Below are 24,414 nucleotides of genomic sequence, written 5' to 3' on the forward strand. Positions count from 1 at the left end.
AATGGAGCTTTTTCATATGGAGAAATAGAAACTTCTATTATAAAGGTGAGCATTCCTCGCCGTAGTGATTATCATTTGAATTTTTTATGTAAAGGGAAACAAACGATACATAAAATCAACCCTATGATGAAACTGAAAAACGGATAAATGAATGGAAAGAATATGGATGGATACGCTTCCCAAGCATTGGTGTAATAGCCAATTCGGTATGGACCAACCACACCTGCATTTAGCAATTTGGTTTGTAAAGCATTCGGTTCAGTAAAATGAAAAGAACTGCTTTCAACCTCTCCGCTCTCATCTATCGCATAAAGTGTATATCGTAATTTATTCTCTGGCACCCACCCAACGATATCTCCATTAGGCATCTCCCTTTGTAATTCTCTCGTTTTCTTTAACAGGATCGCAAACTGAGAGGTATTGTTTTCTTTTTCCCTTACGATTAGATACGCTACCTCGCCGTAATATCTATTTAAACCTTCCTCTTCCGCTCTTATAGGATGATTTTTTAAAACATCCAGTTGTTTCCCATCTACCTCTAAGGACAAATCGGCCATTTTTATTTGATAATCCCAGGGGTCTTTGTAACTTTCCGTTTGTTTTATCGTTTCCTTAATTTTTATTTCATGATGATGAAAATTATAGGTTGAGTCAGTCGGTGGATATCCTTCACTAACATTAACAATTTCGTATTGGTCATTCATCTTTTTATTATGTATGAGTTCCATCATCATTTTCGTGCTAGTCGGAAGGGATGTCATAAATAAAATGACACCTATAATAAAAAAAACTAATCTTTTTTTCACGGCGATCTCCCTTAAATCCATAAATATTATCACGCTTTACATCCCTAGACAGTCATAAAAGCAGTGAGAATCCTTGTGCGATTTCTACTGCTATTATGTTTGAACATTTAATATATTAATAGTTTAACATAAATTTTCCACATTTCCCCAATAAAAAAAGGATCCTTCTCCACCTGATCACATAACGGCCAGCCATACAAGCAAGCACGAAAAAAGAAGCAGGATCCCCCTGCTTCCTAAAGTCCATTCGCTTCAATCACCTGTTTGTACCAGTAGTAGCTATCCTTTTTGATCCGGCGCAGGTCATGGGTTCCTTCTTCGTGTTGATTCACATAGACAAATCCATACCGTTTTTGGAAGCCGTTGAGCCAGCTTAATAAATCCGTAAAAGACCATACACAATAGCCAAGCATGTCGACACCATCGGAAATAGCTTCTTGAATGGCGGCAATATGAGCGCGGAGATAATCGATCCGATAATCATCATGGATGAGGTCCTGACCCTCTAGCTTGTCGTATTCCCCCAGCCCATTTTCACTAATCAAAATCGGCAAATCATACCGATTGGTGATTCGGCGGAGCGCAATTCGAAGTCCCTGCGGATCAATATTCCAATCCCAATTCGTCCGTTCCAAGTTGGCATTTACCGTGGTTTTAAACAGCCCGGGGATGCCTGAATCCTTTGACGTCCCTTTGATCCCAGTCGTATTCATTTCCGCGGCACCGACACCGCCTTCTAATGGATTCGCTTCAAAGGTAGTGGTCTGATAATAGTTTAAGCCCATAAAGTCAGGTTTACCTTCTCTTAATAAAACAAAGTCTCCCTCTTCCACTACTGGGGCAAGGCCTTGTTCCACTAAGTAGTTCCACGCTGCTTTAGGGTATCTCCCCCACGCATAAATGTCCATCCACCAATGATTGTTCAGTTCCTCCGCATTTTCTGCAGCCAAAATATCTTCTGGCTTAGACGATGCCGGATAGGCCGGCGAGTAGGCAAAGCTTGGGCCAATCTGGCCATCTGGAACAAGTTTACGGAATGCTTTAATCACACTGGCATTCGCTAGATTGGCATGGTGATTCACCTGATAAAACAGCTTCCGATCTTTTACACCAGGTGGATGGGTGGCATGGACATAGCCATGACTGGTAAAAATATTTTGTTCATTCAAGCTGACCCAGTATTTCACACGGTCACCAAAGCGTTTAAAACATTCGACACTATAATTCGTAAAATCCTCTATGATTCTGCGGGATTCCCAGCCGCCATATTCGTCTTGAAGGGCCATGGGCAAATCCCAGTGATACAAAGTCAAAATCGGCTCGATCTGATGATGGCGCAATTCATTAATTAACTCATTATAAAACGCGATGCCCTTCTCGTTGACCTCTCCTCTTCCATTTGGAAAAATACGGGCCCAGGATACCGAAAAACGATACGCCTTCAACCCCATTTCCGCCATCAGCCGGACATCTTCCTTAAAACGGTGATAGTGATCAACGGCCACATCCCCCGTTGTCCCTTTAAAGGTTTTACCGGGAATCCGGACAAACTGGTCCCAATTCGTAACCCCTTTCCCGTCTACATTCCAAGCACCTTCTACCTGGTAGGCAGCAGAGGCCGCCCCCCATAGAAAATCCGCTGGAAACGGTTTAAGTGTTTTATGAATCATCGTGTACATCTCCCTTCTTCTTACCTATTAAAATACTAATATGGATTCCGCTGAAAAAAGTGGTACAAGGCACCGATTAAATTAGAATCATTGCCAAACTGACAGCTTTCCACTCGGACTGTTAAACCCTCTTGATCATATTTCAGCTGCTGTAGCGTTTCATTAATCCGTTCAACAAAGCCTTCCCGATGACTGATGGCCCCGCCAATCAAAATCTTCTCCGGGTCGATAATGAACTGTAAATTATAGATGCCGACAGCGAGACGCCGAAAAAACTTGTCAATCTCATCCAGTATGTCTGGATCCCCATTTTCAGCTAGCGCAAATATTTCTTTACCGGTCAGAACATCGGGGGCAAGCCCCTTTCGTTTGGCCACCTGAGTAATCAATCCACCGACAGCAGCACAAGAACTCCACGTTTCCCCTGCCTGCTGACCCAGGTAATCCTCCATCATCATATAGCCAAATTCTCCGGCAAAGCCATTTTTACCATGACGGACCTTTTTATCCAGAACCACTGCGCCGCCAATCCCGGTGCCAATCACAATACAAAGATAATCGTTGACATCCTTCGCGGCCCCAATCCAGCCTTCCGCCAGGCCAGCGCAATTCGCATCATTTTCAAATTCAACCGGCAACTGGGTTCGTTCCTGAAGCAGCTCCTTCATATTGGGTCCATGAATATAAGGGAGCGCCGACACTCCCTCAATAAATCCGGTTTCCACATTTACTGCACCAGGCATACTGACGGCCAGGCCTTTAACCACATGACCCTTTTGCAAACCTTTCACGATAGAATCGACCGTATCCATAAACATAGTCAAACTCGTTTTTGGGGTGGGGACGGAGGATTTTTCAATAAATGCACCTGCCTCATCCATAAGGGCATATTTAATAGCGGAACCTCCAACATCAAGCACTGCGTAGTAATTCACCATATGACCTCCAATCAACCCTACTTCTCACTTTTTAAAAAAATAGCTGTCTCACCTCACCGAATAGTGGAATTTGTTCCGCAAGATTCCCTGATGATTAATTCAGAGTCAATAAAGACTGGCTTTAATTGTGACCCGCCATTAATTAAATCATTGAGCATATAGGCTGATAATTTTCCAAATTTCTCTTTATCCTGTTTCACCGTCGTCAGTTTCGGTTCACTATAGCGGCAGGCGGCAATATCATCACAGCCGACAATCCGGATGTCTTGCGGGCAGTGTAAACCTGCTTCTTTGATGGCTTGCAATGCACCAAGTGCCATCAAATCCGAGGTGGCAAAAACAGCTTCCGGCAGTTCTTTACATTGGAGGATCTTTTTCATCGCCGCATATCCGCTTTCCTCATGGAAATCACCATATTGAATCCAGTTATCGCGAACCTCAAGACCAAATTGATTCATCGCACCCAGGAAACCTTGTTTACGGAAAGCAGAAATCGCAGAATCAAATTTGCCGCCAATATAGGCAATTTTTTTGATTGAATGGAGATAAAAATACTCCACCACTTTTCTAGACAAATCCACGTTATCGGTCATGATGTAACTGGATTTCGGTCCTTTTAACTCAATATCAATCCCGATACACGGCAGGCCCTCCAAAGCCAAATCGTAGGTGGATTCCTCCACTTCCTCCCCGGCAATAATCAAGCAGCCGTCCACGTTGAAATGCCGGCATCTTGCTAAATAACTGCCATTATCCGATTGAAAGCGTTCATTTGAAAACATTAATATATCATAACCAAGTAAACCGATATTTTTTTTAAAAGAGGAAATAACTTCATTGAAATAAGGGTGGGTCATATCGACATTGATTTTCCCGGCATAAATTAACCCAATTAAGTTGGACTTTTTCGTTGCCAAGGATCTGGCAGAAAAGTTAGGCTCGTAGCCATTTTGGTTAATAATATCCATAACCTTTTTCTTTGTACTTTCCCTTATTCCCCCGTAATTGTTAATGACCTTTGAAACGGTGCTTTGTGAAACACCCGCCAATTGCGCAATATCTTTAATGGTTAAATTCATTTGAACCCCTTCTATTTACAAAAATTAAGTAGTCTCCGTGTTAGATTACTAGAAGTTCCAATTGAGTACAATATGATCTGGCAGGAATGCCTATTTCACAGAGCCTTCAGTAATACTCGAAATGAAGAGCCGGTTAAATAATAAGAACACCACTAATAGTGGAACTGTTGCCCAGAATACACCTGACATAATCATCCCAAAGTCCACATTGCGGGTATTGCTTAATTGCGCTAATGCAACCTGAATCGTATAGTTTTCCGGGTCGCGCAGCACGGTAAACTGCCATAAAAATTCTCCCCAGACAGCCGTAAAGACAATAATCCCTAAGGTCGCAAAGGCCGGCAGGATAATCGGCAGGACAATACTGCGGTAGATTCGGAAGTTTGAGCAGCCATCCAATTTCGCCGCCTCGATTAACTCATCAGGGACCGATTCACTGATATATTGCCTCATCAGGAAGATACCGAGTGGATTTAAAAAGAATAAAACCATCACACCAGATAGGGTGTCCAGCAACCCTGCCTTCGAAATAAGGAAATACTGCGGGATTAAACCTAATTGCGGCGGAATAATCATCGTTAACAGAATGGCTGTAAAGAAGATATTCTTTCCGCGGAATTTAAACTTCGCAAAAGCAAAGCCTGCTAAGGAGCTAATGAACAAGACGACCAGCGTCACAACGGCACAAACCACAAAGGAGTTCCACATCGATTGGAAGAAATCAATTTGATCTAATACCTTTTTAAAGTTTTCAACCAGTAAGTTCCCTGGCACGATGGTAGGAGGAATCGAGTTATAGGCCGAGCTCGGACTCGTGGCCATCACAAACATCCAATAAAATGGAAACAACGATAATAACGCAGCAAGCGATAAAAAGATATAAATGAGGAGTCTGCCGCCGGACAACTTTCTTCCCTTTTCTAATTTATTCATTATCGACTCCTCCTCTTCTTGCCGATACCAGACGTTAAGTATACATTGATGGCTGCAAACGCTGAAATCAACACTAATAAAATGATTGCTGTTGCCGATGCAGTACCAAAGGATTGTAATTTAAAGGCATCCCGATACAAATACATGACGATCGTCATCGCCTCATCCCTCGTAAACGCACTCGTTCCTAGGAAAACCGTTGGCTCGGAGAATAGCTGCAGGGCCCCAACCGTCGAGGTAAAGACCGTTAGCACGATAAACGGCTTCAGCATAGGCATTGTAATATAACGGAGCTGCTGGAATTTATTAGCTCCATCAATCGTGGCTGCTTCATACAAATCATTGGAGATACTCTGAATCCCGGCAAGATAAATAATCGTGTTATAGCCGACCCAGCGCCAAAAGACCATGATGGAGATCGCAATTTTCGTTCCCCATTCTGAACTTCCCCAATGCACTGGATCAAGTCCGGCTAGACTTAATACATAATTGACTAAGGAAGATTCATGATCACTAAACAACACACTGAAAATCAAGGCTACCGCCACCATCGAGGTAATATACGGCATAAAAATGGTGACTCGGAAGAAGTTTTTAAATTTAAGAAAGGCCAAATTCAATAAATAGGCAAAAATGATACCAAACACTAATTGCGGGGCAGTGCCCATGATTCCCATGACAATCGTATTATAAACTGACTTCCAGAAAAGGGGATCTGTTAAAACCATTTTAAAATTAGCCATTCCCACAAACGTCATTGGGCTTAAGCCATTCCATTTTTGAAACCCTAAATAAATACTAAATAAGACAGGATACAAACCAATAATCGCAAAAATAATAAAGAACGGGGCAATATATAAATAACCAGAAATCATGTCTTTCTTCGCTTCAGACCGATATCGCTTCTTTTTTACCTTCACGTGATGACTGGCGGTATTCGCCTTCACTGGATCCATGTTCACACCTCTTTTCCCATCAAAGGGGGAAGTGGAGCACCCATCTTACCGGGGCGCCAAATCCGCCTTCCATTCTAGTAAACTTGCTAGTTTAGCGGCTTAATAAACCTTCAGCGCGCTTAATCGCATCTTTCCATTCTTTTTCAGGATCGGTACCTTTGTTTTGAACGTTCTTCAAGGCATTTAGCACTTCAGAATAGACTGGGAAGTATTTTTCCCCTTTATAAACTGCTCCATTGATATCTTGTGCCGCTTTTGCAAATACTGGGGCAGTTGCTTGCCCGCCAAAGAAGGCATCTTCATTCGTTTTGAAGGCATCCATTTCATATACAGATTGTGCAGATGGGAAAAGTCCCTTGTCTTGGAAAGATTTCAATTGATTGTCTGGAGATATTAACCATGATGCAAATTTATAAGCTTCTTTCGCATTTTTCGTTTCTTTTGGAATGGCGATGAAAGAGCCGCCCCAGTTTGCCGCAAATTCAGATGGCAGTGTTGCTACTTTCCATTTACCAGCAGCTTCTTGTGCGTTGCCTTCCATCCAGCCTTTTAACCAGCCAGCCCCTAATTCAGCAGCAAATTCTCCTTTGTTCACGGCATTTGCCCACTCAGGTGACCACATTTCGAATTTACCAACCACGCCTAGTTTATTTAATTTCACGGCATAATCATAGGCCTCTTTAACCGCGCCTCCATCCTTTTTAATCAACAACTCCCCTTTTGGGTTGAGGAATGTTTCTTTGGCACCGTCTAAGTAGGCTCTGAAGGCCATTTCAATACTATCGACAAATGGCTTTCCTGTTTTTTCTTTCACTTGAAGAGCTGCTTCTTCAAAGGCAGCTGGTGAATTAATCAATGCAGTCACTTCATCTGGATTGGTCGGCAGACCGGCAGCCTCAAATACATCTGTTCGGTAGTATAAAGCTTTCGGGCCGATATCCGTTGGCAAGCCAATTAAGAAATCACCTTTTTCGTTTTCGCCTGTTTTCCATTTCCAATCAAGGTATTGATCCTTAATATCCTTCGCCCCAAGATCATATAAGTTTTCGAAGCGATCTGATGCTGCTTTAAAGCGGTCTAGTTGATCTATTTCCAACATGGTAATATCCGGTGCTCCACTACCAGCAGATAAGGCGGTAAATAAGGCATCATGATGCTCTGCCGTTTCAGCCGATCTAACTTTCACTTTGACACCTGGATGTTCTTTTTCATAGGTTTTCGCTAAGTCTTCATATCCAGTAGCGCCAAATGTCCAGAAATTTAAGGTGACTTTTTTATCTCCACTTTTACTGTCGTTAGTAGATGCCTTGTCATTTCCACTACATGCTGCTAATGAAAACGCAAGAGCTGTTGATAATCCGAATGCAGCTAGTTTTTTCAAGCTTTTCAATTGAAATTCCCCCTATTATGTTTTTTCAGGCTTTCAATAAATGGAATGATGCTCAAAAAATAAATTTGAATTGTTCTTTATCCTTGTACCCCCCCGCCTCTTTCAAAGTATTAAACTTTCAAAAACGAAATAATAGCTCCATTGCTAGGAAACCGGTTTCTATTAATATTCTAGCAGTTTTCTATATCCGCATTGGAAACCGCTTTCATAAGTGATTATAAATCCATTTTTTAGAAAAAACAACCATTATTTTAATATTTTACCGCAAACAAGGAAACCGCTTTCCTAATATCCTTCTCGGAAGAGTGCTGAGTAGAAAAAAGGGAAGTACTATCAACACTCTGGTTTAGCACAACAATGAATTGTGGAACAATCACTTTGTTTTCATGAGAGAGCCAATTGGGATATCCAATACCCTATTAATTTAATAAGCCGATTGACTACCCTCGTGCCTTTTGGTAGTTATTTATTATATAAATCTATTCCCTATACTATCCACCAGCATTTACTCGTTCGGTCTGACCTCCAAATGATTGATTTATGCTAAAATTAGTATACATAACTCCATTGTTTATCTTTGGAGCACTTTTATTAATAAGTGCAGTCCGAGTTGGTTTACAATTGGTGTTAATGGGCGCTCCAATTCCTGAATTAACATTTAAAAATCTACACCCGGATCATGCTCCCATTTTTCCATTGTTATTTCTAACCATTTCTTGTGGGGCATTATCAGGATTCCATGCAACTCAAACACCGATTATTTCAATCAATTAGCAAAAAGATGCGCGAATCCACTCGTGCACCTTTTTAACATACATAACCAAAATGGGAGGTTTTGAATGATGAAAGTTTTAGTGGTTGGAGCTGGGGCGGTCGGAGGTTATTTTGGCGGTCGCTTAGCGGAAAAAGGAGAGGATGTCACCTTTCTTGTTCGGGAAAAGAGAAAAAAACAGCTTGAACAAAATGGGTTAGTACTGGATAGCATCCATGGAAATGCAAAACTGATCCCGCAACTCCTTCTCTCTGGGGAAAAAACAGAATCATTTGATGTTGTTTTGGTTTCCACTAAGGCCTATCACCTTGATGCAGCGATCAACGACATGCGCCCATACGTTGGAAGAGACACGATGATTCTTCCACTATTAAATGGGATGGCTCACATCGACAAATTGAGTAAATCATTTGATGAAAAAAATGTCCTTGGTGGTCTTTGCTTTGTGGAATCCACGCTTGATCACAACGGGACGATTATTCAAACGAGCCCAATCCACGATTTAGTTTATGGAGAACGAAACGGAGAAAAAACCGAGAGAATAAATCGGCTGGAGCAAGTATTTCAGGGAACGAAAGCTAATTTTCAGCTCTCTAAACAAATCACCCAGGATATGTGGGAAAAATATTTATTCATTGCCAGCCTTTCAGGCATTACTTCCTTGTTTCGTTCCGCGATTGGTCCGATTCGGGAACAAGAAGAAGGCTTGAGAAGTATCAAAAAGGTACTACAGGAAACGGCTACTATCATGAAAAGTATCCATGCTCCCCTACCCGATCACATTGAAGAGAGGCAGCTTGAAAAACTGAAAGGCATGGACTATCAAATGAAGTCGTCGCTTCAGCGGGATATGGAAAAGAATTTATCCATCGAAGTAGATCATTTATATGGGTATTTATTAAACATCGCTAAACAAAAAAACTTGGATGCTCCCCTTTTAAACGTGATTAACGTAAATTTAAAAATTTATGAAAGGTTGCATTTATAACCATGCAAATGTTTCAGCAATCGAAAGCAGTGGGTCTTGTCTAAACGTTTTTCCATAAGGTGTGGTGGTACCTAAGTGAATCTTCCATTTGCGTCGACATCCACCATACATACCCTGATATAATAAAACGTTAAGGCTCTGGGTGGATTCCAATGCCTTAACGTTAACACTTCACCCTTTAATAACTTCGGGCGGTGACACCTAGCTCTAATGAAAGCAAAACTCCCATTCTTCTGCCACTTATTAATCTTCGTAACGGAGATTCCAGCCCTTTTCAACATTATTATATTGACGAATGAGTTGTCCCTCTAGTTTTTTTGCTTCTTCAGCCTATCACCTTTTATGGAAAATTATATCATTCAACTCAATACTTTTAAATAACTACGGCACGTATATCATCCGCCAATCGCTTTGTTGAATCTGCGACCCTACAATTCCCGACAAAAAACAGGGCAGACAGGAAGGACATTGGAATTATTTTTAGAATAAAAAATATAAATAACTGTGATGAAGGAAGGGATGAGATTTATAGGACAGAAAACCAATTTATTATTAGATCGTGAAACTAAGAAAAGCATAATTGACAGACTACAGAGTGAGGGGTGTTTCTTCGCTGAAGAAGAAACACAGTTACTTGCCTCTGTGGCTGGAAGCATAGAGGAATTAACTAATATGGTAGAAAAACGAGTAAGTGGGTTACCGCTTGAATACGTCCTCGAGAGAAATGCAGGGTGCAAAAACCTTTGAAATCTTTGTTAAAGCTGGTCTAATTACCCGAATAGTTAGAGATGAAGAATTGGACGCAACAGTTGTTATTGGAACAAAATCTGGCTAACAGGGTTGCTTTTTTTGTGATATGCTGGAACGCCTTTCTACTTCACCGAGGCAGGTTGTACCATCAGAGGAGATGTTTATTGATCTGCCATTTGGACATTGTTCAGCAATTAGGTTTCAACCCATTACTACTTAAATACCCATGAAGGCACCTCAAATACTTTTAACAAAAAGGACAGGAATAATATAGATATTAACCAAGCTATCAGTGGTTTTTCTACATGGATTTTTAAAGCTGTAAACATTACTAAATTAAAAAGAATAGACCAAAACATATTCCATCCGTTATGATGTTCGATTAAATTTAAATACCTTAAATTGATAAATTCAATAAGGCAATATAGTGAAACCCACAATAATATCCAAAAAATCTGTTTTAATCGCTGAGCAGGGAATCTCCCCAAATAAATAAGCAGGGTTGATGAGTATGCAATTGTCATAATTAAAATGTCAATGATTAGATGACCGAACAAAATCCTGTTTCCGAATATAGATTCTTTATAAGACCAGAATCGGTGATCATGCAATAACGCATTTTTAAATAGATCACCACCAATAAAGAAAAGCCAGGTTGGATAATAAGTTCGCCAATTCTTCCAGTCGCCCCATTTAACAGCAGCTAACAAGAACAGAGAATTTAAAAGCAAGTGCATATAAAAAACCCCTTAGATAATATAAGGGAATTTTGCCCATAAAAACAGTAAAATATTAAGGTAAGAAAACTATTTCACATGTGCAGAATGTGTATAATAATTATACAAAATGAAGTGTTTGTTCTACTAACAGGGACCTTATGTTCAATAAGAAATTTTAATGACGACAGGTGAACTGTCGTTTTTTTAGTTTTCAAGTAGCAAAACTATTCGCTTTACAATTAATAGAGGTTAAATTTCAACTCAACTAAATAGCAGAGCGAATCGCTCTGCTATTATAGTTGCTTTTATATGTGCTGGTACCTTAAAAAAGAACTACTTAGTCCCCTTTCCGGCATCTCTACTCCACAATATAGCACTCCCGGATTTGCGTGTTGCCCTTGGTGTCGACGTAGACCTTGTAGTTGCCGACCTCGTAGGTGTCGACCGCGTTATTGCGAATGCTGAAGGTCTCGCTGATGACGTTCGTGCTGCCGTCAGACAGCGCCTCTGAGACCTTAATCGTTAGCTTGTTCGTATCGCCAGGCAGCTGCTCGACCGAGGCAGACGGAGTCGCCGAGAGTACGACAATCTTTTTCCAAGCGGCGTACAACGTCATGTCAGTGGTGACAGGCGTGTCGAAGTTCCATGACTTTTCAAGCTTGTCGTCGCTGAACCAGCCGTCAAACATGTAGCCGGTCTTGGTCGGGTCTTCAGGCTGGGCAATTTTGCCGCCCTCGTCCACAACCTGCGAAGCGACCGCAGAACCGCCGTTGGTATCGAACGTCACCACATGATTTCTATCGGAGGCGTCAACTCTCACGTTGTGCAGCATGACGGTGTTATTGGTGGTCATACCGCTGCCGGCATAGTCGTAAGAGGAGTTGCCAGAGTTGTTAATGCGGACGCCGAATCCGCCAAAATTGTTTTTACCCAAAGCGCCGGTTTCATCCGTCCACGACATGTCAACCGAATTAGGCAGATTTTGCTGGGTTTGCAGCGGCGTCTTCTTGGACAGCGTCGAAGCCTGGACGCGAAGGGTGCTTCCCGTTACGGAAACGGTAATGGTGCTCTTCGGCATAAACGCAGCTGTCCTAATCGGCTCGCTCAACGGAGTTTGATTGGTGCCGTCATATTTATACAGCGTCCATATCGTGGCGTTAGAGCCTCCGGCAGCGGTACGTTCGACGCGAAGACCGTATCCCACCCGGGTCGCTGGATCGTATTTCACATAGAGATCCATGAAGTTACCGTTCCCGCCGAAGCCCTGACCCTCGACCTTACTTGATGAGTAGTTCAGGACCATCGACATATCGCTGTAGCTGCCAGTTTGACCGAACACGAATCTGGTGTTCGTACCGCCTGAATTATTCTGAAGGCCCCATATCTTATCCGTGCCATTGGTTCCGATTCCCCAACCCCACGGCACTGCTGTACCGCTCACACGGTCAAAGAACCATCTGTCCTTCGTGGTGGTGTTGTCTTCATTGTTAACATACAAATTCTTAAAGTCGGTATACAACGACGTTTCGGTTACGTCGGCTGCCTTGACCGGACGCTTGGAGTATACCGTGATCGGAGCGCCGGCAGAACTGAACTCATACTTCGGTGTGATCACGGCGCGCAGGTAGTAACCTACGTCGTACTTATTCAAAGCGTAGTTTTTAAATGGTTCATCTACGAAGAATCCATTTGCGTCGTTACGCATCGTGCCGATATGAACGCCGTTTGTCGTATCAGGACCTGTCTCGCGATACCATTCGATGACGGAGGTATCCTTGTATCCAAGCTGGTCCAGCGTATAGCTGAGCGCTGCAAGATTCTCGCTAATCTCAATCCCTGGCGCTGTAACTACAGGTACGGAGACGGGCGTCGGGCGGATGTATAGCGTAGCACCAGCCGATATACCGCTCGGAAGCGTGCCCGTTACAATCGTCTTAATGATAGCGCCGGTATTGTTCGGCTTGGCGGTCAGCGTAATGACGCCAGTCTCAGCGTCGACGGTGCCGTTCAACAGATTCTTATCGTATGACCAAACAGTATTTTTTACGTCAACGGAATCCACCGGAGCCGGGGCAGGCGTCAAAACAGCCTTGTTAGTGTTGTCCGTTTTGTCGGAATACATGGTTTTACCCGTTGCTTCGATTAAGAATCGATACGGCAGATGGGCATAAGGTTCCCACTCAGCATTGTACTGGCCCTTAGGATCCCAACCGTCATTCCCCTTTAAGAGGTTAAACACGTTGTATTCCTCGCCAACTTTAAACGCATTAAGGGCATTTCCAGTAAGCGTAACGGAGGTTTGCGGCTGGGACGGGCTGATGACGAGCGGCTTTTTATCCTCACCGATGGTGTTGTTCGACACAAAGTGGCGGGCGTCCTCACGTACCACGTTTTCCCACTCGACCGATTCAATCCGGCCGGTGAACTGGGTATCGATGATGGCGAAGATTCCGTTCGCGTTAGGGCCGATTGAGTTGGACTGCTTGGCAAGGAAAACATCCGTACTGGTCATTTGCGGCATGCCGACGATTTTACTGCCCAAGAGGACGCTGACACCGCCGTTAGCAGCACCGTTGACGGACGGGTGGTTACCGAAGAAGTGAAAGGTACAGTTCTCGTACACATTGACACCGCCGGCGAAAATAGAGTCGTCGGTTAATTGGAAAAAGCTATCTAAGAAATAAGCGCGGGTGGGCGCAAGGCCAAGCATCATGTTCAAATAGCCGACGAACCGCGTGTTTTCAAAGTACAGCTTATCTGGCGCACCCGTGCCGTTGGCTCTTGTTAAAACCTCAGCGTGATTTTTGGAGTCGATGCGCTTTTTCATATTTTGTGATGGATCGCGCGGATAAACCAAATCCTCCTGCGCATAATTGGCGATGGTGATGTTCTCGCTGTGGAAGCCCGAGGAGATGCCAAGTGAATACCAGCTGCCGTTCGCGCCTAAGCCGGTCTCACCTCCCTCACCGCGGTTGCCGCAGATAATTGCGTCTGTAGCATCCTCAGTAAGGCCGAGGAAAGAGACGTTTTCGCCCAAAAGGCTTAAGCCGATATTCGGACCGGCAATCACGCCGCCTTCCTTATACGTCGTATCCGTCCAGTACACGCCGGGAACTACGTACACCGTCGTGCCCTCAGGCAGCGTCAGCTCGCGTTGGTCTGCGGACAGCGTTCCCAACGTCTGCAGCGTTTTTGCAACGTAAGGATTTTCAAGCTCTTCCGTCGTGGCGTAAGCATTCAGCAGGCGATGCTTCTCGTCCACCTGGACCCACTTTGCGTGCAATGTCATAGAATCGACTACTTTGTTGTTCAAAAAGTCCCACATATGGACGCTGGTGGTTTGATCCGTGTACCAGCCCACGAATACCAAACCGTCTTTTTTAGGACGCTCCGGAACCTCGATCGTGTCGCCGGCGGACACGTGCTGCGGATCGACTGCGCTGCCGCCGTTGGTGTCAAACGTTACTAACAGAGATTCACCGCTTGAAGCGTTGGTTACGTTTTCGATGAGGTCGTTCGCCGCTTCTAAGGCGTTGCGTGCTCCCGTCCGCGCCGCTTGTAAGGCAGCCTTTTCCTCAGCCGACGCCCCTTGGGCAGTTTCTAAGCCGTCCGCCAGCGCCTTTACAGCGGCTTGCTGCGACTGGAGCTGGGCAACCTTGGTAGCATTGACCGACTTGGCCTTCTTCAACGTGGTGATCTTGTTCTGAAGTTCCATCTTAGCGATTTCCAATTGGTTGATATTTTCTTGGTCAAACCTAGTGCCTGCAGGGGCAGCGGCGTCATCGCCTTCCGCGGCAGACGCGATTGCCAGGAACATATTGAACACTAGCAGAACGCTGGTCAAAATACTGACTGCTTTTTTTCCTACCATCAGACAATACACTCCTTCTCTTTTTTTATATAGTTGATTTTCGTCGGTATAACGCATAGGCGGAGAATTTCCGCCTAATGTATATCCTTCGAGCTTAAAAAGCAGAAATAAGCGGAGCTATTCCGCTTAACTACTCTAAATAGGACAATAATCAAAGAGTTGGACCATATAGGCGGAAAAACTCCCATTATTTTTAATAAAATATGGGTATTTTCCAATTTAAGCGGAATTTCTCCGTTTATTTTTCAAACAAAAATGCTCTCCCATCCTTATGGCGCCGCGGCATCAGGCTGATTGGCGGCGCCGGTTGGGTTAAAGTTGGTATTGCACCTTCGTCTTAGCGGTTTAAAATTGGACTTACTTCACAATGTAGCAATCGCGGATTTGGTCGTTTCCTTTTGTGTTGACAAAGACCTTGTAGCCGCCGACATTGTATGTGCCTTCGGCATTGTTTTTAATGGTGAAGGTATCAGAAATTTCATGAGTGGTTCGATTCTGATACGTTTCTGTTACTGTCACTGTTAGCTCATTTTGATTTCCGTTCTGTTTATGGACGACAGCTGAAGGCGCAGCATCGACCACTTTCAACTCGCCTACCAGATACACATCCGACCATCCACTTGCACCTTTAGTGTTGAGGGCGCGGACTCTGAATGAATAAGCGCCGCCTTCTTCCGCTTTGGCAAGAATGGCTTTCAGATGGGCAAACTGGTCGATATCTTGAGTAATGAAACTTGTCGGACGGCCATTGGCTTTAACCGTCTTAAGGGATGTCCACTCATTAGAACCTTGATCCCATTGAATTTCATAGTTTTCTGTCAATACATCTGTATTCACCCAGTTAACGGTGAAGGTATCTTTATAGACCACGATTTTACCTGGCGCTGGAATAAACGCTCCCACCGCAGAACGTGCTTCATCATTAATCACAACACTTGAAATCACAGGAGTGGCTGGCGCCTCTTTTGCTTTCGGAGCATGTTGGGCACCGGAATAATATTCAATTTCAGTTCGTAAAGCTTTGGATTGTTCCGCACTGCCTGTAGGCCAAACCCCTTGTTCACTAGGTCTGAATTTCCAATCCAATTGTGCTGCCGGACTTGTTGTCATATTTGGATTCGTAGTGGTTGAATCATGAGCAACAACGATTCCCACATCTTCTTTGACATTAAAGTTTTTGGCAGAGCTTTCGTCCAAAACATTCGGCTGAAGCTTCAGGGCAGCTTCTCTGAGAGAATCCAAGTCTTCTTGGGTAATGCCCGGCATAACATCGGTAAGTTTTCTAAAGCCTTCTATTGTTTCAGGGAAATCCCCATCTTTCACCGCTTCATAGGACACAATAAATCCTGGGGCATCACCGAAGAAGTGATTATATCCGGCATTCGGCGTCCCAGATGGCAAGTCAGAGCCGTAATCATTGGGTTGGAACCCTCTTGCGTGTCCTTGACGGCTTCTTAGGAATGGGAAGTTAACATGGTCAAAAATATTCCCTTCCGCCCAAACGTTGGCATTATGGGCAGCACCGATTCCATAACCCGTGTTACGGTCAAAGAGAGTGTCATGGTATGGATGCCCTTGAACATTTTGGTAGAGGTTATTGAAGACGTGAACACGTCCGTTGCGTACCCGTGGTGTTCGTTCTTCAGAACCTTCGAACCAGTTATGATCGATAGTTCCATAGTGTGCGCTGATGGAAGTAGGACCGCCGCCAATCAGCATCACCTTACTACTGCCGTTGAAGTGGTTGTAGGCAATGGTGTAGTTTCTTGCGTGGTTGGTAATATCAACAGCGCCGTCGCCTTTCGCTTGGTCCGGGTCGGTTGCCGTGGCAAGGTACAGGTTTTGGCCATAACCAAAGCTGTTGTTATGTACCCAATAATTTGAACCTCTTGTAGCGTTATTACCATTGAGTTCAATGGCATCATTTGGCCAATAATCAAAGTGCAGGTTACGGATGACAATATTATGGGCGCCTCCGGTACGAAGTCCCCATCCATAAAGCAAGGCATCCGGACCGATTCCTTCAAAGGTGATATTTCCGTTGCCGGCACCAACTAAGCGGTCATCACCGGTAATTTTTCCTAAGAAACGAACGATTAACGGCGTACGTTTATTTGGGGTATTTCCTCTATCTGTTTGAAAAATGGCATTTCCCCAGAAAGTCGTTTCTTTATTTTTTTCTGTGACATAAATAACTTTCGCCTCAGGGTTTACCCGTCCATCCGGCAGGTAACCACCTACAGCTCCATCTAAAGCAAATTCATGATTTCCTTCGAATTCATTTTGATTTGAAGGAACAAACGCAGCTCCGTTACGCGGAAATGAGCGCGTCTCCAGATTGGAAATGGTTTCAAGGACTTTCCCATCATTGTTTCGAATCTGAATTTCATATTTCCCTTTAGGCAGGCCTGGAATATCCACACGCCAAGTGCCGCGGGCTTTATCTACTACACGAACCAGCAGTTGGTTTGCTTCGTCATTCACTAAAGACCAGTCTGTTAAAAAGTCTTCAATCTGGCTGCCATCGCGCCAATCCACGATGTTTTCTCCTCGGACATAAACTTTATAATCTGCGTCGGTACTTCCTGTCCAAGTCGCAAAAGCGGTCTCAAACCAGGTCCCGGAATCTTTGACAACTACTTCATTAGAAGCCGCCGAAGCTGGCGCATCATTAGCTAAAATCGGTACATACACGAAGGATGACAATACCAACATCGTCGCTAACACGATACCGATTCCTTTCTTTACTTTTGAAAAAAACATTTTGAACCACCTCTCCTTGCTCTATTTTGTGACAAACAATATTCCACCGTTTTGTCCTCGATCAACATTTCCGTAACCTCAATTTCCATTGATTTCCTCCTTTCGGGTCTCATTATATCGAAAACGCTTTCATAGTAATATTAAAGATTTTTAGATTTTAGGTTAATATTTTTAGATGTTTTCTTAATTTTCCAACTATTTAACAGTTTTTTAGGAAAAGATACCCATTAGGGCAGCTGCTATTTCTGTTTTTTATCCACTCTGTTTAAAGAGTTCTCTTTATTCAGAGGAGAATCTTCTTTTTGGGGAAAGTGACTGAGGATAGAGGGAAAAGCAGCTTTCATTCGACATGCTTTTCTCTCATTAGGAGGAATTATTCCAGGCTAGATGCGGGCTGAGGGTGTTTCTAATCAAACGTTTGTGTAGTGTTGAATAAATAGGATAGTGATAGAATTGTGTCGGGTTTAGAGGAAATTATCTAATCTTGTGGAAAATTGGGTGAGGGTTAACGACAATCTTTTTCCTATTTAAAAGGGAAGAACGTGTATGGACCAGTCTATTCAGCAGTTTTAACCAAACGTTTGAATAGTATAGCACATCTGGAATTTGGTCGAAAAGATGTCAGTTTGTGGCGTTTCCATAGGGATGAAATTACTACTCCTGCTCGTCCATCAACTAATTTTTAGAGGATTGTTAGCTAGATTCTCTAAAATTCGTAATCTATCAATAGCTAACAAAAGCCAGGCATCATTTGCCTGGCTCAGGAGTAAAGATCTGCCCCTTGGGTATCGATCATTCTTAAAATCTATAAGTCTATCCAATTTCCTCCTCTTTTCGAATTACGCTGACACCGGCTGCTGCTGAAGTTTTTTTGTTTTATTCCTTTTTACGCTCAGCCATTCATACATAATCGGTATGAGCAGGAGGCAGATAAGGGTTGAACTAATCATCCCGCCTACAACGACAACCCCGAGGGTTTGCGATACCAGTGTTTTTCCGTTACTTGAGGCAGCTAAAGGCAGCAGAGTCAGAATCGTCGTCCCCGCTGTCATGAGTACCGGCCTCACCCTTGTAGCCGTTCCGAAAAGAATGGCTTCTCTCACTTCCATTCCTGAAGCAAGATTCCGTTCAATTTTATCGACGAGGACAATGCCGTTGGTGACCGCAATACCTGCAAGCATCAACAGGCCAATCAAGGCAGCCAGATTCCATTCCATGCCAAGGAGAGCCATGCCCCAAACAGATCCAATCAATGCCATCGGAATACACATCAATACAGCAGCCGGTGCATGCCAGCCGCGGAATACCGCACTGACAATCATCAGGACAAGGGCAAGCGACAGTATGAGGGCTAAGCTCATCTCCATCACCATTTGCTTCACTTGCTGTGAAATGCCGCCGAGCGAGTAGTCAACACCTGAAGGAAGGTCCAACCCTTTCATGGTCTCATTTACTTGTCTCGTGACCTTGCCAATATCTCTTGTGACAATATTGCCGGTCACAGCCGCAAATGAATGGCCGTCCCGTTCACTGATCGCCGTTTGGCTGCTCGTCTCTAATGTCGTTATTTCCGCCAGCGACACCTGTGCGCCATCCTTGGCCGTAAACGTTTCATGTCCCAGTTTGGAAAGAATCGTTTTTTCCGGATTCGGGTCACCCGCCGCTGCGAGCTTCCCTTGAGCCGAGTCCATTTGCAACTCAATCGGGATCGCTGCCTCTCCATTGCCAACATCCATTCTTACATTTTGAGGCAAATAGCGACTAATTCGATTCGTCACTTCATCGACATTCAGACCTAAGCCTTGAATTTTGTTCTGGTTTAGCGAAAGGAAATGTTTCATCGACTCATCGGCATCATTTGCCGCTCCTTCCACACTTAAACCAGGGACCATCTGTAGTTTACTTCTTACTAGAATCGCAGCGGTATCTAGGTCCTGCTGATCTTCCCCGGTTAAAATCACCTTTAAGCGCGAATCATCACCGGCAATATTTTGGTTGGCAACAGTGAAGACCGCATTGGTGGATAACGCTCCAAGCTGGCTGCGCAATTGTTTCACGAATTGGTCAGTGTCTGTTTGCTTCTTAATCCCGACCGAAATGTTGGCGATATTTTGCTTTTGAATCCAACCGCCGCCCTCATCAAATACATCGTCAAACATAGGGGTAAACGTTGAGCCAAGAGTAGAAGTATAGATTTCCACCTCAGGTTGATCTTTTAAGATGGTTTCAATATTTTTTACCTCAGCATCCACATCAGCAAGCAGGGCTTGCTCCGGAAGTTCCACTTGAATGGTCACACCATTGGCATTCTCTCTTGGAAAAAAATTCACTGGCAGAAAAGCAGCGATTGCAACGGTTATAGCCAATAAGGCCACCGCACCGGTTACAATGACTTTTTTCTTTAAAAATACCCCTTGAAGTACGTTTCGCGCTTTCATCTCCACGTCCACTGACTTCGTAATGGACTGTTTTTTCCAGCATAAATAGGCTAAAGCAGGTACGACCAAAATCGAAACGGCCAGTGAGGTGACAAGGGCAATGACAACTGCCCAAGCAAATCCGGAAAAAGCAGCGCTAATCATCCCGCCAATCAGCGAAATCGGCAGAAACACAGCGATGGTAGTGGCTGTGGAGGAAACAATGGCAGGAATCATTTCCACCACCCCGCTCGCCAATTGCCGAATGGATACCTGGCGGACTGTTTGTTCCATTTGTTTTCTGAACATATTATCAATCACGACAATGGAATCATCGACCACTCGCCCCATCGCGACGATTAATCCGGAAATGGTTAAGATATTCAAACTGACATCCATCGCTTTGAGGATCGCTGTTGCGGCAAGGAGGCAGACTGGCAATGACAAGGCGATAATCAGGGTGGAACGGATATTTCTAAAAAAGACAAACACACAGATGACCGAGAATACAATCCCTAATAACCCTTCCTTGATTAACCCTTTTAAAGCCGTGTTTATTTCTTTTCCTTGGTCCAATAAAAGGGAGAGCTGAACGTCTCCTGACTTGATTTCAGGCAGGGCCTGGATTCGTTCATTGATCCGTTCTGTCACATCGGTTACGTTTGCTGAAGGTGTTTTTAAAACATCAAGAAGTACACTTGGGTCTCCCGACGTTCTTGAAATGGTTTGCAGGTCTACTAAACTGCTTTTAATGGTGGCGATTTCTTGTAAAACGACGGATTCTCCGTCAGAGGTAGGAATTTTAATATTTTCTAAGTCTGTCCGATTCAGCTCCCACCCTGTAACGCGGATAGGCATGGAAATTTGTCCTTCCGGTCCGCCGTTTTCTTTTATCGTCCCTTGAGGCCAGATCGGATGAATCGAAGAAAGGGCATTTTCGATATCTTTTACTGTTAGATGGTGTTTTTCAAGTGCGTCAGGTTTCAGTGTCATTACATATCCGGCTTTTCCGGCACCGGTTACCCGTATATCCATTACGCCTGGAACACGTTTCATTTCATTAACCACATGATCTTGAACCGATGTCCGCAATTGATTTTCCTTTGTTTTTTCGCTTGTTAAACTCAAGCGCAGGACGGGAAAAGAGTTCGTACTGACTCGTGAAACAAGAGGTGTTTTCACACGGTCTGGCCATTCCATTTTTTCAATCGCCTTCTGGACGTCGTTTTCCGCCTCTTCCATATCCGTATGGTTGGGGAAGTAGAGACTGGCCATGAACCCGCCATCAAATGAGTTGGTTTCGATGTAGCTGAGCTTGTCAACAGATTGAACGGCTTCCTCCACTTTGGCCGCAATCGTTTGTTTCACCTGATCCGATTGATAATCGTCCGCTTGAATCGTAACCATAAGGGCCGTGTTATTAATCGGCGGCAGATACTCCCGCTGCATCTGAAAAGCTGACATCGCCCCCCATGTGATGATCAAGGCGACACAGGTTAAGATTAAAACCGACCGTTTCATTGCTGCTTCAATAAATCGACTCATCGAAAAATAAACCACCTTTTCAAATACTAAATGAATTAGAGCTAAAAAAAGGTGACCCAAAAATGGAGTTCGCACCCGCACCAACATGTTTTGGTGCTTGCGGTGCTGCTAACTTTCACTTTGCGTCACCCAATTCATCATGATTTAGTTAGACTTTTTCTCTCCAGGATATGGCTTATCTCCTTTTGCCGCTTTCCAAAGAATCTTGTTTAACTTTTCAGGGTTGGCATGGTCAACCCCTGTAAAGTCTAGTTCTGCGGATTCTTTTGCCATCGGTGCCTTTGCCCCGTTTTTCTGATCAAGCGGATAGGTTGGTTCAGTTACCTTAAAAGGAGTAAAGTCTGGCTTATGCGTAAATGAATTGACCATTGGAACGGCAGAAGCATCGAATTGGGTCATCGGCTTCATGCCCAAGATCATTTCCATCGTCCGCAGCATGGAGGTGGTATCATAAAGAGTACTGTCCACCTTGCCTGTTTGCGTGTACGGGCTGATCACAAGTGATGTTGTGCGGTGGGCATCCACCGAATCCCAGCCATTCTGGGCATCATCTTCTGTCACAAAAATGGCTGTGTCTTTCCAATAAGGAGACTGGCTGACCGTCTCAACAAGCTTTCCAAGTGCATAATCGTTTTGCGCGACCATCGCTTGCGGTGTTAGTTCCCCTACCTTTGTTCCAAGCGTATGATCATTAGGCAGGCGAACGATTTGCAGCTGTGGCAGATTCCCGTTTTTTACGTATTGCTGAAATTCCTCTGACCATGCCTCATAGCGGGTGAGATCGGAAATTTTCAGATTATAGGAAGGAAAGTCCGGGTCAAAATTAGTGCCCATACTAGGTTCGGTCGCCACATATTTTCCTGTTTTTTTGTCATAGTTGACGAATTCCCCATAGTTTCGGTAGGTTACACCTGAACGAGCTGCATTTGTCCAGAGGAATCCAGCTTTTGGATAGGCGGCCTCATTATCTCCTTCAAAATCATAACCGCGGTTACGTCCAGAATAGTTGGCAAGCCAGTTTTTCTCTACATAATCATTGGACTGGGCCGCTGTCGACCAGTTATGACCCTGGGCGCTGATTTCTGCATTCGCATAAAAGTTGTCCAATAAAACGAATTGATCGGCAAGCTGATGGATATTTGGCGTAATCTCTTTGCCAAAGATGGTTAAGCTAGGGTCACCGTTTCCTTTTTCCACATCGCCAAATACTTGGTCATACGTGCGATTTTCCTTGATTACATAAATGATGTGCTTGATGGGTGATTCTTGACCTTCAAAGCGAGGGATTGGGAAATTATCACTTGCGCTAAAACCTGTTGGCTTATAAATCTCATTGTTTTTTTCTACTTGTTTCGTATATTTTTTCAACTGCTTCCCATCTGGCGTATCGATGAATGACATCGTTCCTTTGATCATACTGCCGATATACTGGCCTTCCCGGTTCGAACCAGCGCCAAGACCCTTGGCATTCAGAACCATGAGTTGATCTTCATGTATGTAGACACCGCTTGGATACCAGCCAGTAGGAATTCGTCCATCCACTTCTCCTTTTTGCAGGTTCACAACGGCTACGTCGTTCGTTCCTCCGTTCGTCACGTAAAGGGTGTTTCCATCTGCACTTAAGGCTAGCGCATTGGGCTGGTTCCCTGTAGGCGCATTTTTATATGGACTTAGCGAAATGGTTTTTATTTCCTTTTGTTGAGCAGGGTCGATAACGGAAATGGAATCACTGTCGGAATTCGATACATAAATCATCCCATCCACTGTATTTTCAATAATGGCATTTGGATGCAGTCCGACGGAAATGGTGCTTTTTATGGTCAACGTTTCCGGGTCGACAACACTGATGCTGCTTTCACCCCAGTTGCTTACATAAAGAGATTTCCCATCATGGCTTAATTCGGCTGTGTAAGGATTTTTACCGACAGAAGTGGTTTTTACGATTTGATTGGTGGTGAGATCCACTTTTGAAACGGAATGATGTAAATTATTCGCAACTAACAGAGACTTCCCATCTTTTGAAACAGAAATTCCAGCTGGGTAGTAGTTGGTTTTGTTTTTATCTGCAAGCATGATTGGCGAACGCTCGGTTAAGGTGCCGTTTTCAAATCCATAGACGCGGATTTTGTTATTGCCGCCCGCTGATGCATAAACTGTTTTTCCGTCCGGACTAAAGGCGACCCCTAAATACAAGGCCTCAGGTGATTTGTAAGGAATGGTCTGTACGACTTTCTGGGTGTTAACATCCACTACTTGAAGGGATTGCTCACCTTGTCCATCGTTGGAAACAAGAAGATACCGATGGTCAGGGCTTAACACGCCACCCATAGGAAAGTCTCCAAGCGTCACTTGCGAACCCGGAGGCGTAACCGTCCATCCATGTGGAGTAACAGCGGTTCCATCTTCTTTCGGACCAACCAAATTCGTGTAGGCTGCATAGGTTGACGTAGAACCAAGAAGCAATGTCACAAGCGATGCTGCCAATAACTTTTTGCGTTTCATTTTAACATCTCCTCTAGGATTGAGTTTGTTTACAAAGTCAATCCTACTCCGCTTTTGTAAATTGGAAGTTAAGGGAAATTAAAGAAATATAAAGAAAATTAGGAAAATCTATCGATTGCTATTTATCTATGAGAGGGATTTCCTATGCCAAACTTCAACATCTCCTACCATTTTCATATATTGAAGATTTATAGTTGGAATAACATGCCACGTCAGAATGGAGAAATATATTCAAATATAGGTAAATACCCACCCCTCTTTAAATAACTTCTCCCCTACTTCGTATAAAAAGGTTGTTGAATCTTGGGTTAAGAT

General features: G+C 43.9%; 13 protein-coding genes and 2 pseudogenes. 3 read left to right on the top strand and 12 right to left on the bottom strand.

All coding sequences use genetic code 11. The features are described 5' to 3' along the window. Positions 1–71 precede the first annotated feature (71 nt). The 7 genes from AC4E8C_RS22805 to AC4E8C_RS22835 all read right to left on the bottom strand — a co-directional run bounded on the left by AC4E8C_RS22805 (position 72) and on the right by AC4E8C_RS22835 (position 7,772). Positions 72–806 (bottom strand): hypothetical protein, encoded by a 735-nt coding sequence (locus AC4E8C_RS22805; RefSeq protein WP_490208912.1) that lies wholly within the window; start codon positions 804–806, stop codon positions 72–74. 236 nt (positions 807–1,042) lie between these two features. After that, positions 1,043–2,476: a glycoside hydrolase family 1 protein gene (locus tag AC4E8C_RS22810; protein ID WP_490208913.1), complete on the bottom strand. Its 1,434-nt coding sequence runs from the start codon at positions 2,474–2,476 to the stop codon at positions 1,043–1,045. Positions 2,477–2,511: 35 nt separating this feature from the next. Then, on the bottom strand, positions 2,512–3,414 hold the full coding sequence (locus AC4E8C_RS22815; protein ID WP_490208914.1) for an ROK family protein: 903 nt from the start codon (positions 3,412–3,414) through the stop codon (positions 2,512–2,514). 53 nt (positions 3,415–3,467) lie between these two features. After that, the gene (locus AC4E8C_RS22820; protein ID WP_490208915.1) at positions 3,468–4,493 is read right to left on the bottom strand and encodes a LacI family DNA-binding transcriptional regulator; all 1,026 of its coding nucleotides are present in this window, start codon (positions 4,491–4,493) and stop codon (positions 3,468–3,470) included. Positions 4,494–4,583: 90 nt separating this feature from the next. Then, the gene (locus AC4E8C_RS22825) at positions 4,584–5,426 is read right to left on the bottom strand and encodes a carbohydrate ABC transporter permease (RefSeq protein ID WP_490208916.1); all 843 of its coding nucleotides are present in this window, start codon (positions 5,424–5,426) and stop codon (positions 4,584–4,586) included. After that, positions 5,426–6,382, bottom strand: coding sequence for a carbohydrate ABC transporter permease (locus tag AC4E8C_RS22830; protein WP_490208917.1), 957 nt, complete (start codon positions 6,380–6,382; stop codon positions 5,426–5,428). The genes AC4E8C_RS22825 and AC4E8C_RS22830 overlap by 1 nt, the downstream gene beginning before the upstream one ends. Before the next feature lie 91 nt (positions 6,383–6,473). After that, positions 6,474–7,772 (bottom strand): ABC transporter substrate-binding protein, encoded by a 1,299-nt coding sequence (locus AC4E8C_RS22835; RefSeq protein WP_490208918.1) that lies wholly within the window; start codon positions 7,770–7,772, stop codon positions 6,474–6,476. Positions 7,773–8,345: 573 nt separating this feature from the next. Here AC4E8C_RS22835 and AC4E8C_RS22840 point away from each other — a divergent pair. The 3 genes and pseudogenes from AC4E8C_RS22840 to AC4E8C_RS22850 all read left to right on the top strand — a co-directional run. Then, positions 8,346–8,537: pseudogene (locus AC4E8C_RS22840) on the top strand (carbon starvation CstA family protein); the annotation flags it as partial. A gap of 77 nt (positions 8,538–8,614) precedes the next feature. Continuing rightward, positions 8,615–9,532, top strand: coding sequence for a ketopantoate reductase family protein (locus AC4E8C_RS22845; RefSeq protein WP_490212633.1), 918 nt, complete (start codon positions 8,615–8,617; stop codon positions 9,530–9,532). A 718-nt stretch (positions 9,533–10,250) separates the two neighbouring features. After that, positions 10,251–10,367, top strand: a pseudogene (locus AC4E8C_RS22850) (putative protein N(5)-glutamine methyltransferase); the annotation flags it as partial. Positions 10,368–10,494: 127 nt separating this feature from the next. Here the strand turns inward: AC4E8C_RS22850 and AC4E8C_RS22855 are convergent. The 5 genes from AC4E8C_RS22855 to AC4E8C_RS22875 all read right to left on the bottom strand — a co-directional run bounded on the left by AC4E8C_RS22855 (position 10,495) and on the right by AC4E8C_RS22875 (position 24,099). Further along, entirely contained in the window at positions 10,495–11,019 is a 525-nt protein-coding gene (locus AC4E8C_RS22855; protein WP_490208919.1) for a CBO0543 family protein, read from the bottom strand. A gap of 340 nt (positions 11,020–11,359) precedes the next feature. Beyond that, positions 11,360–14,872, bottom strand: coding sequence for an InlB B-repeat-containing protein (locus tag AC4E8C_RS22860; protein WP_490208920.1), 3,513 nt, complete (start codon positions 14,870–14,872; stop codon positions 11,360–11,362). A gap of 357 nt (positions 14,873–15,229) precedes the next feature. Continuing rightward, on the bottom strand, positions 15,230–17,635 hold the full coding sequence (locus AC4E8C_RS22865; protein WP_490208921.1) for a pectate lyase family protein: 2,406 nt from the start codon (positions 17,633–17,635) through the stop codon (positions 15,230–15,232). Between the two features lie 839 nt (positions 17,636–18,474). After that, the gene (locus AC4E8C_RS22870) at positions 18,475–21,597 is read right to left on the bottom strand and encodes an efflux RND transporter permease subunit (protein WP_490208922.1); all 3,123 of its coding nucleotides are present in this window, start codon (positions 21,595–21,597) and stop codon (positions 18,475–18,477) included. A 144-nt stretch (positions 21,598–21,741) separates the two neighbouring features. Continuing rightward, entirely contained in the window at positions 21,742–24,099 is a 2,358-nt protein-coding gene (locus AC4E8C_RS22875; RefSeq protein ID WP_490208923.1) for a bifunctional YncE family protein/alkaline phosphatase family protein, read from the bottom strand. Positions 24,100–24,414 lie beyond the last annotated feature (315 nt).

It is taken from the genome of Neobacillus sp. SRL179, from assembly GCF_984799095.1.

Coding starts and splice junctions, on each gene's coding strand:
- AC4E8C_RS22830 (WP_490208917.1), bottom strand. CDS start 6,382: ATGGATCCAGTGAAGGCGAATACCGCCAGTCATCACGTGAAGGTAAAA.
- AC4E8C_RS22820 (WP_490208915.1), bottom strand. CDS start 4,493: ATGAATTTAACCATTAAAGATATTGCGCAATTGGCGGGTGTTTCACAA.
- AC4E8C_RS22845 (WP_490212633.1), top strand. CDS start 8,615: ATGAAAGTTTTAGTGGTTGGAGCTGGGGCGGTCGGAGGTTATTTTGGC.
- AC4E8C_RS22825 (WP_490208916.1), bottom strand. CDS start 5,426: ATGAATAAATTAGAAAAGGGAAGAAAGTTGTCCGGCGGCAGACTCCTC.
- AC4E8C_RS22875 (WP_490208923.1), bottom strand. CDS start 24,099: ATGAAACGCAAAAAGTTATTGGCAGCATCGCTTGTGACATTGCTTCTT.
- AC4E8C_RS22860 (WP_490208920.1), bottom strand. CDS start 14,872: ATGGTAGGAAAAAAAGCAGTCAGTATTTTGACCAGCGTTCTGCTAGTG.
- AC4E8C_RS22810 (WP_490208913.1), bottom strand. CDS start 2,476: ATGATTCATAAAACACTTAAACCGTTTCCAGCGGATTTTCTATGGGGG.
- AC4E8C_RS22870 (WP_490208922.1), bottom strand. CDS start 21,597: ATGAGTCGATTTATTGAAGCAGCAATGAAACGGTCGGTTTTAATCTTA.
- AC4E8C_RS22865 (WP_490208921.1), bottom strand. CDS start 17,635: ATGTTTTTTTCAAAAGTAAAGAAAGGAATCGGTATCGTGTTAGCGACG.
- AC4E8C_RS22815 (WP_490208914.1), bottom strand. CDS start 3,414: ATGGTGAATTACTACGCAGTGCTTGATGTTGGAGGTTCCGCTATTAAA.
- AC4E8C_RS22855 (WP_490208919.1), bottom strand. CDS start 11,019: ATGCACTTGCTTTTAAATTCTCTGTTCTTGTTAGCTGCTGTTAAATGG.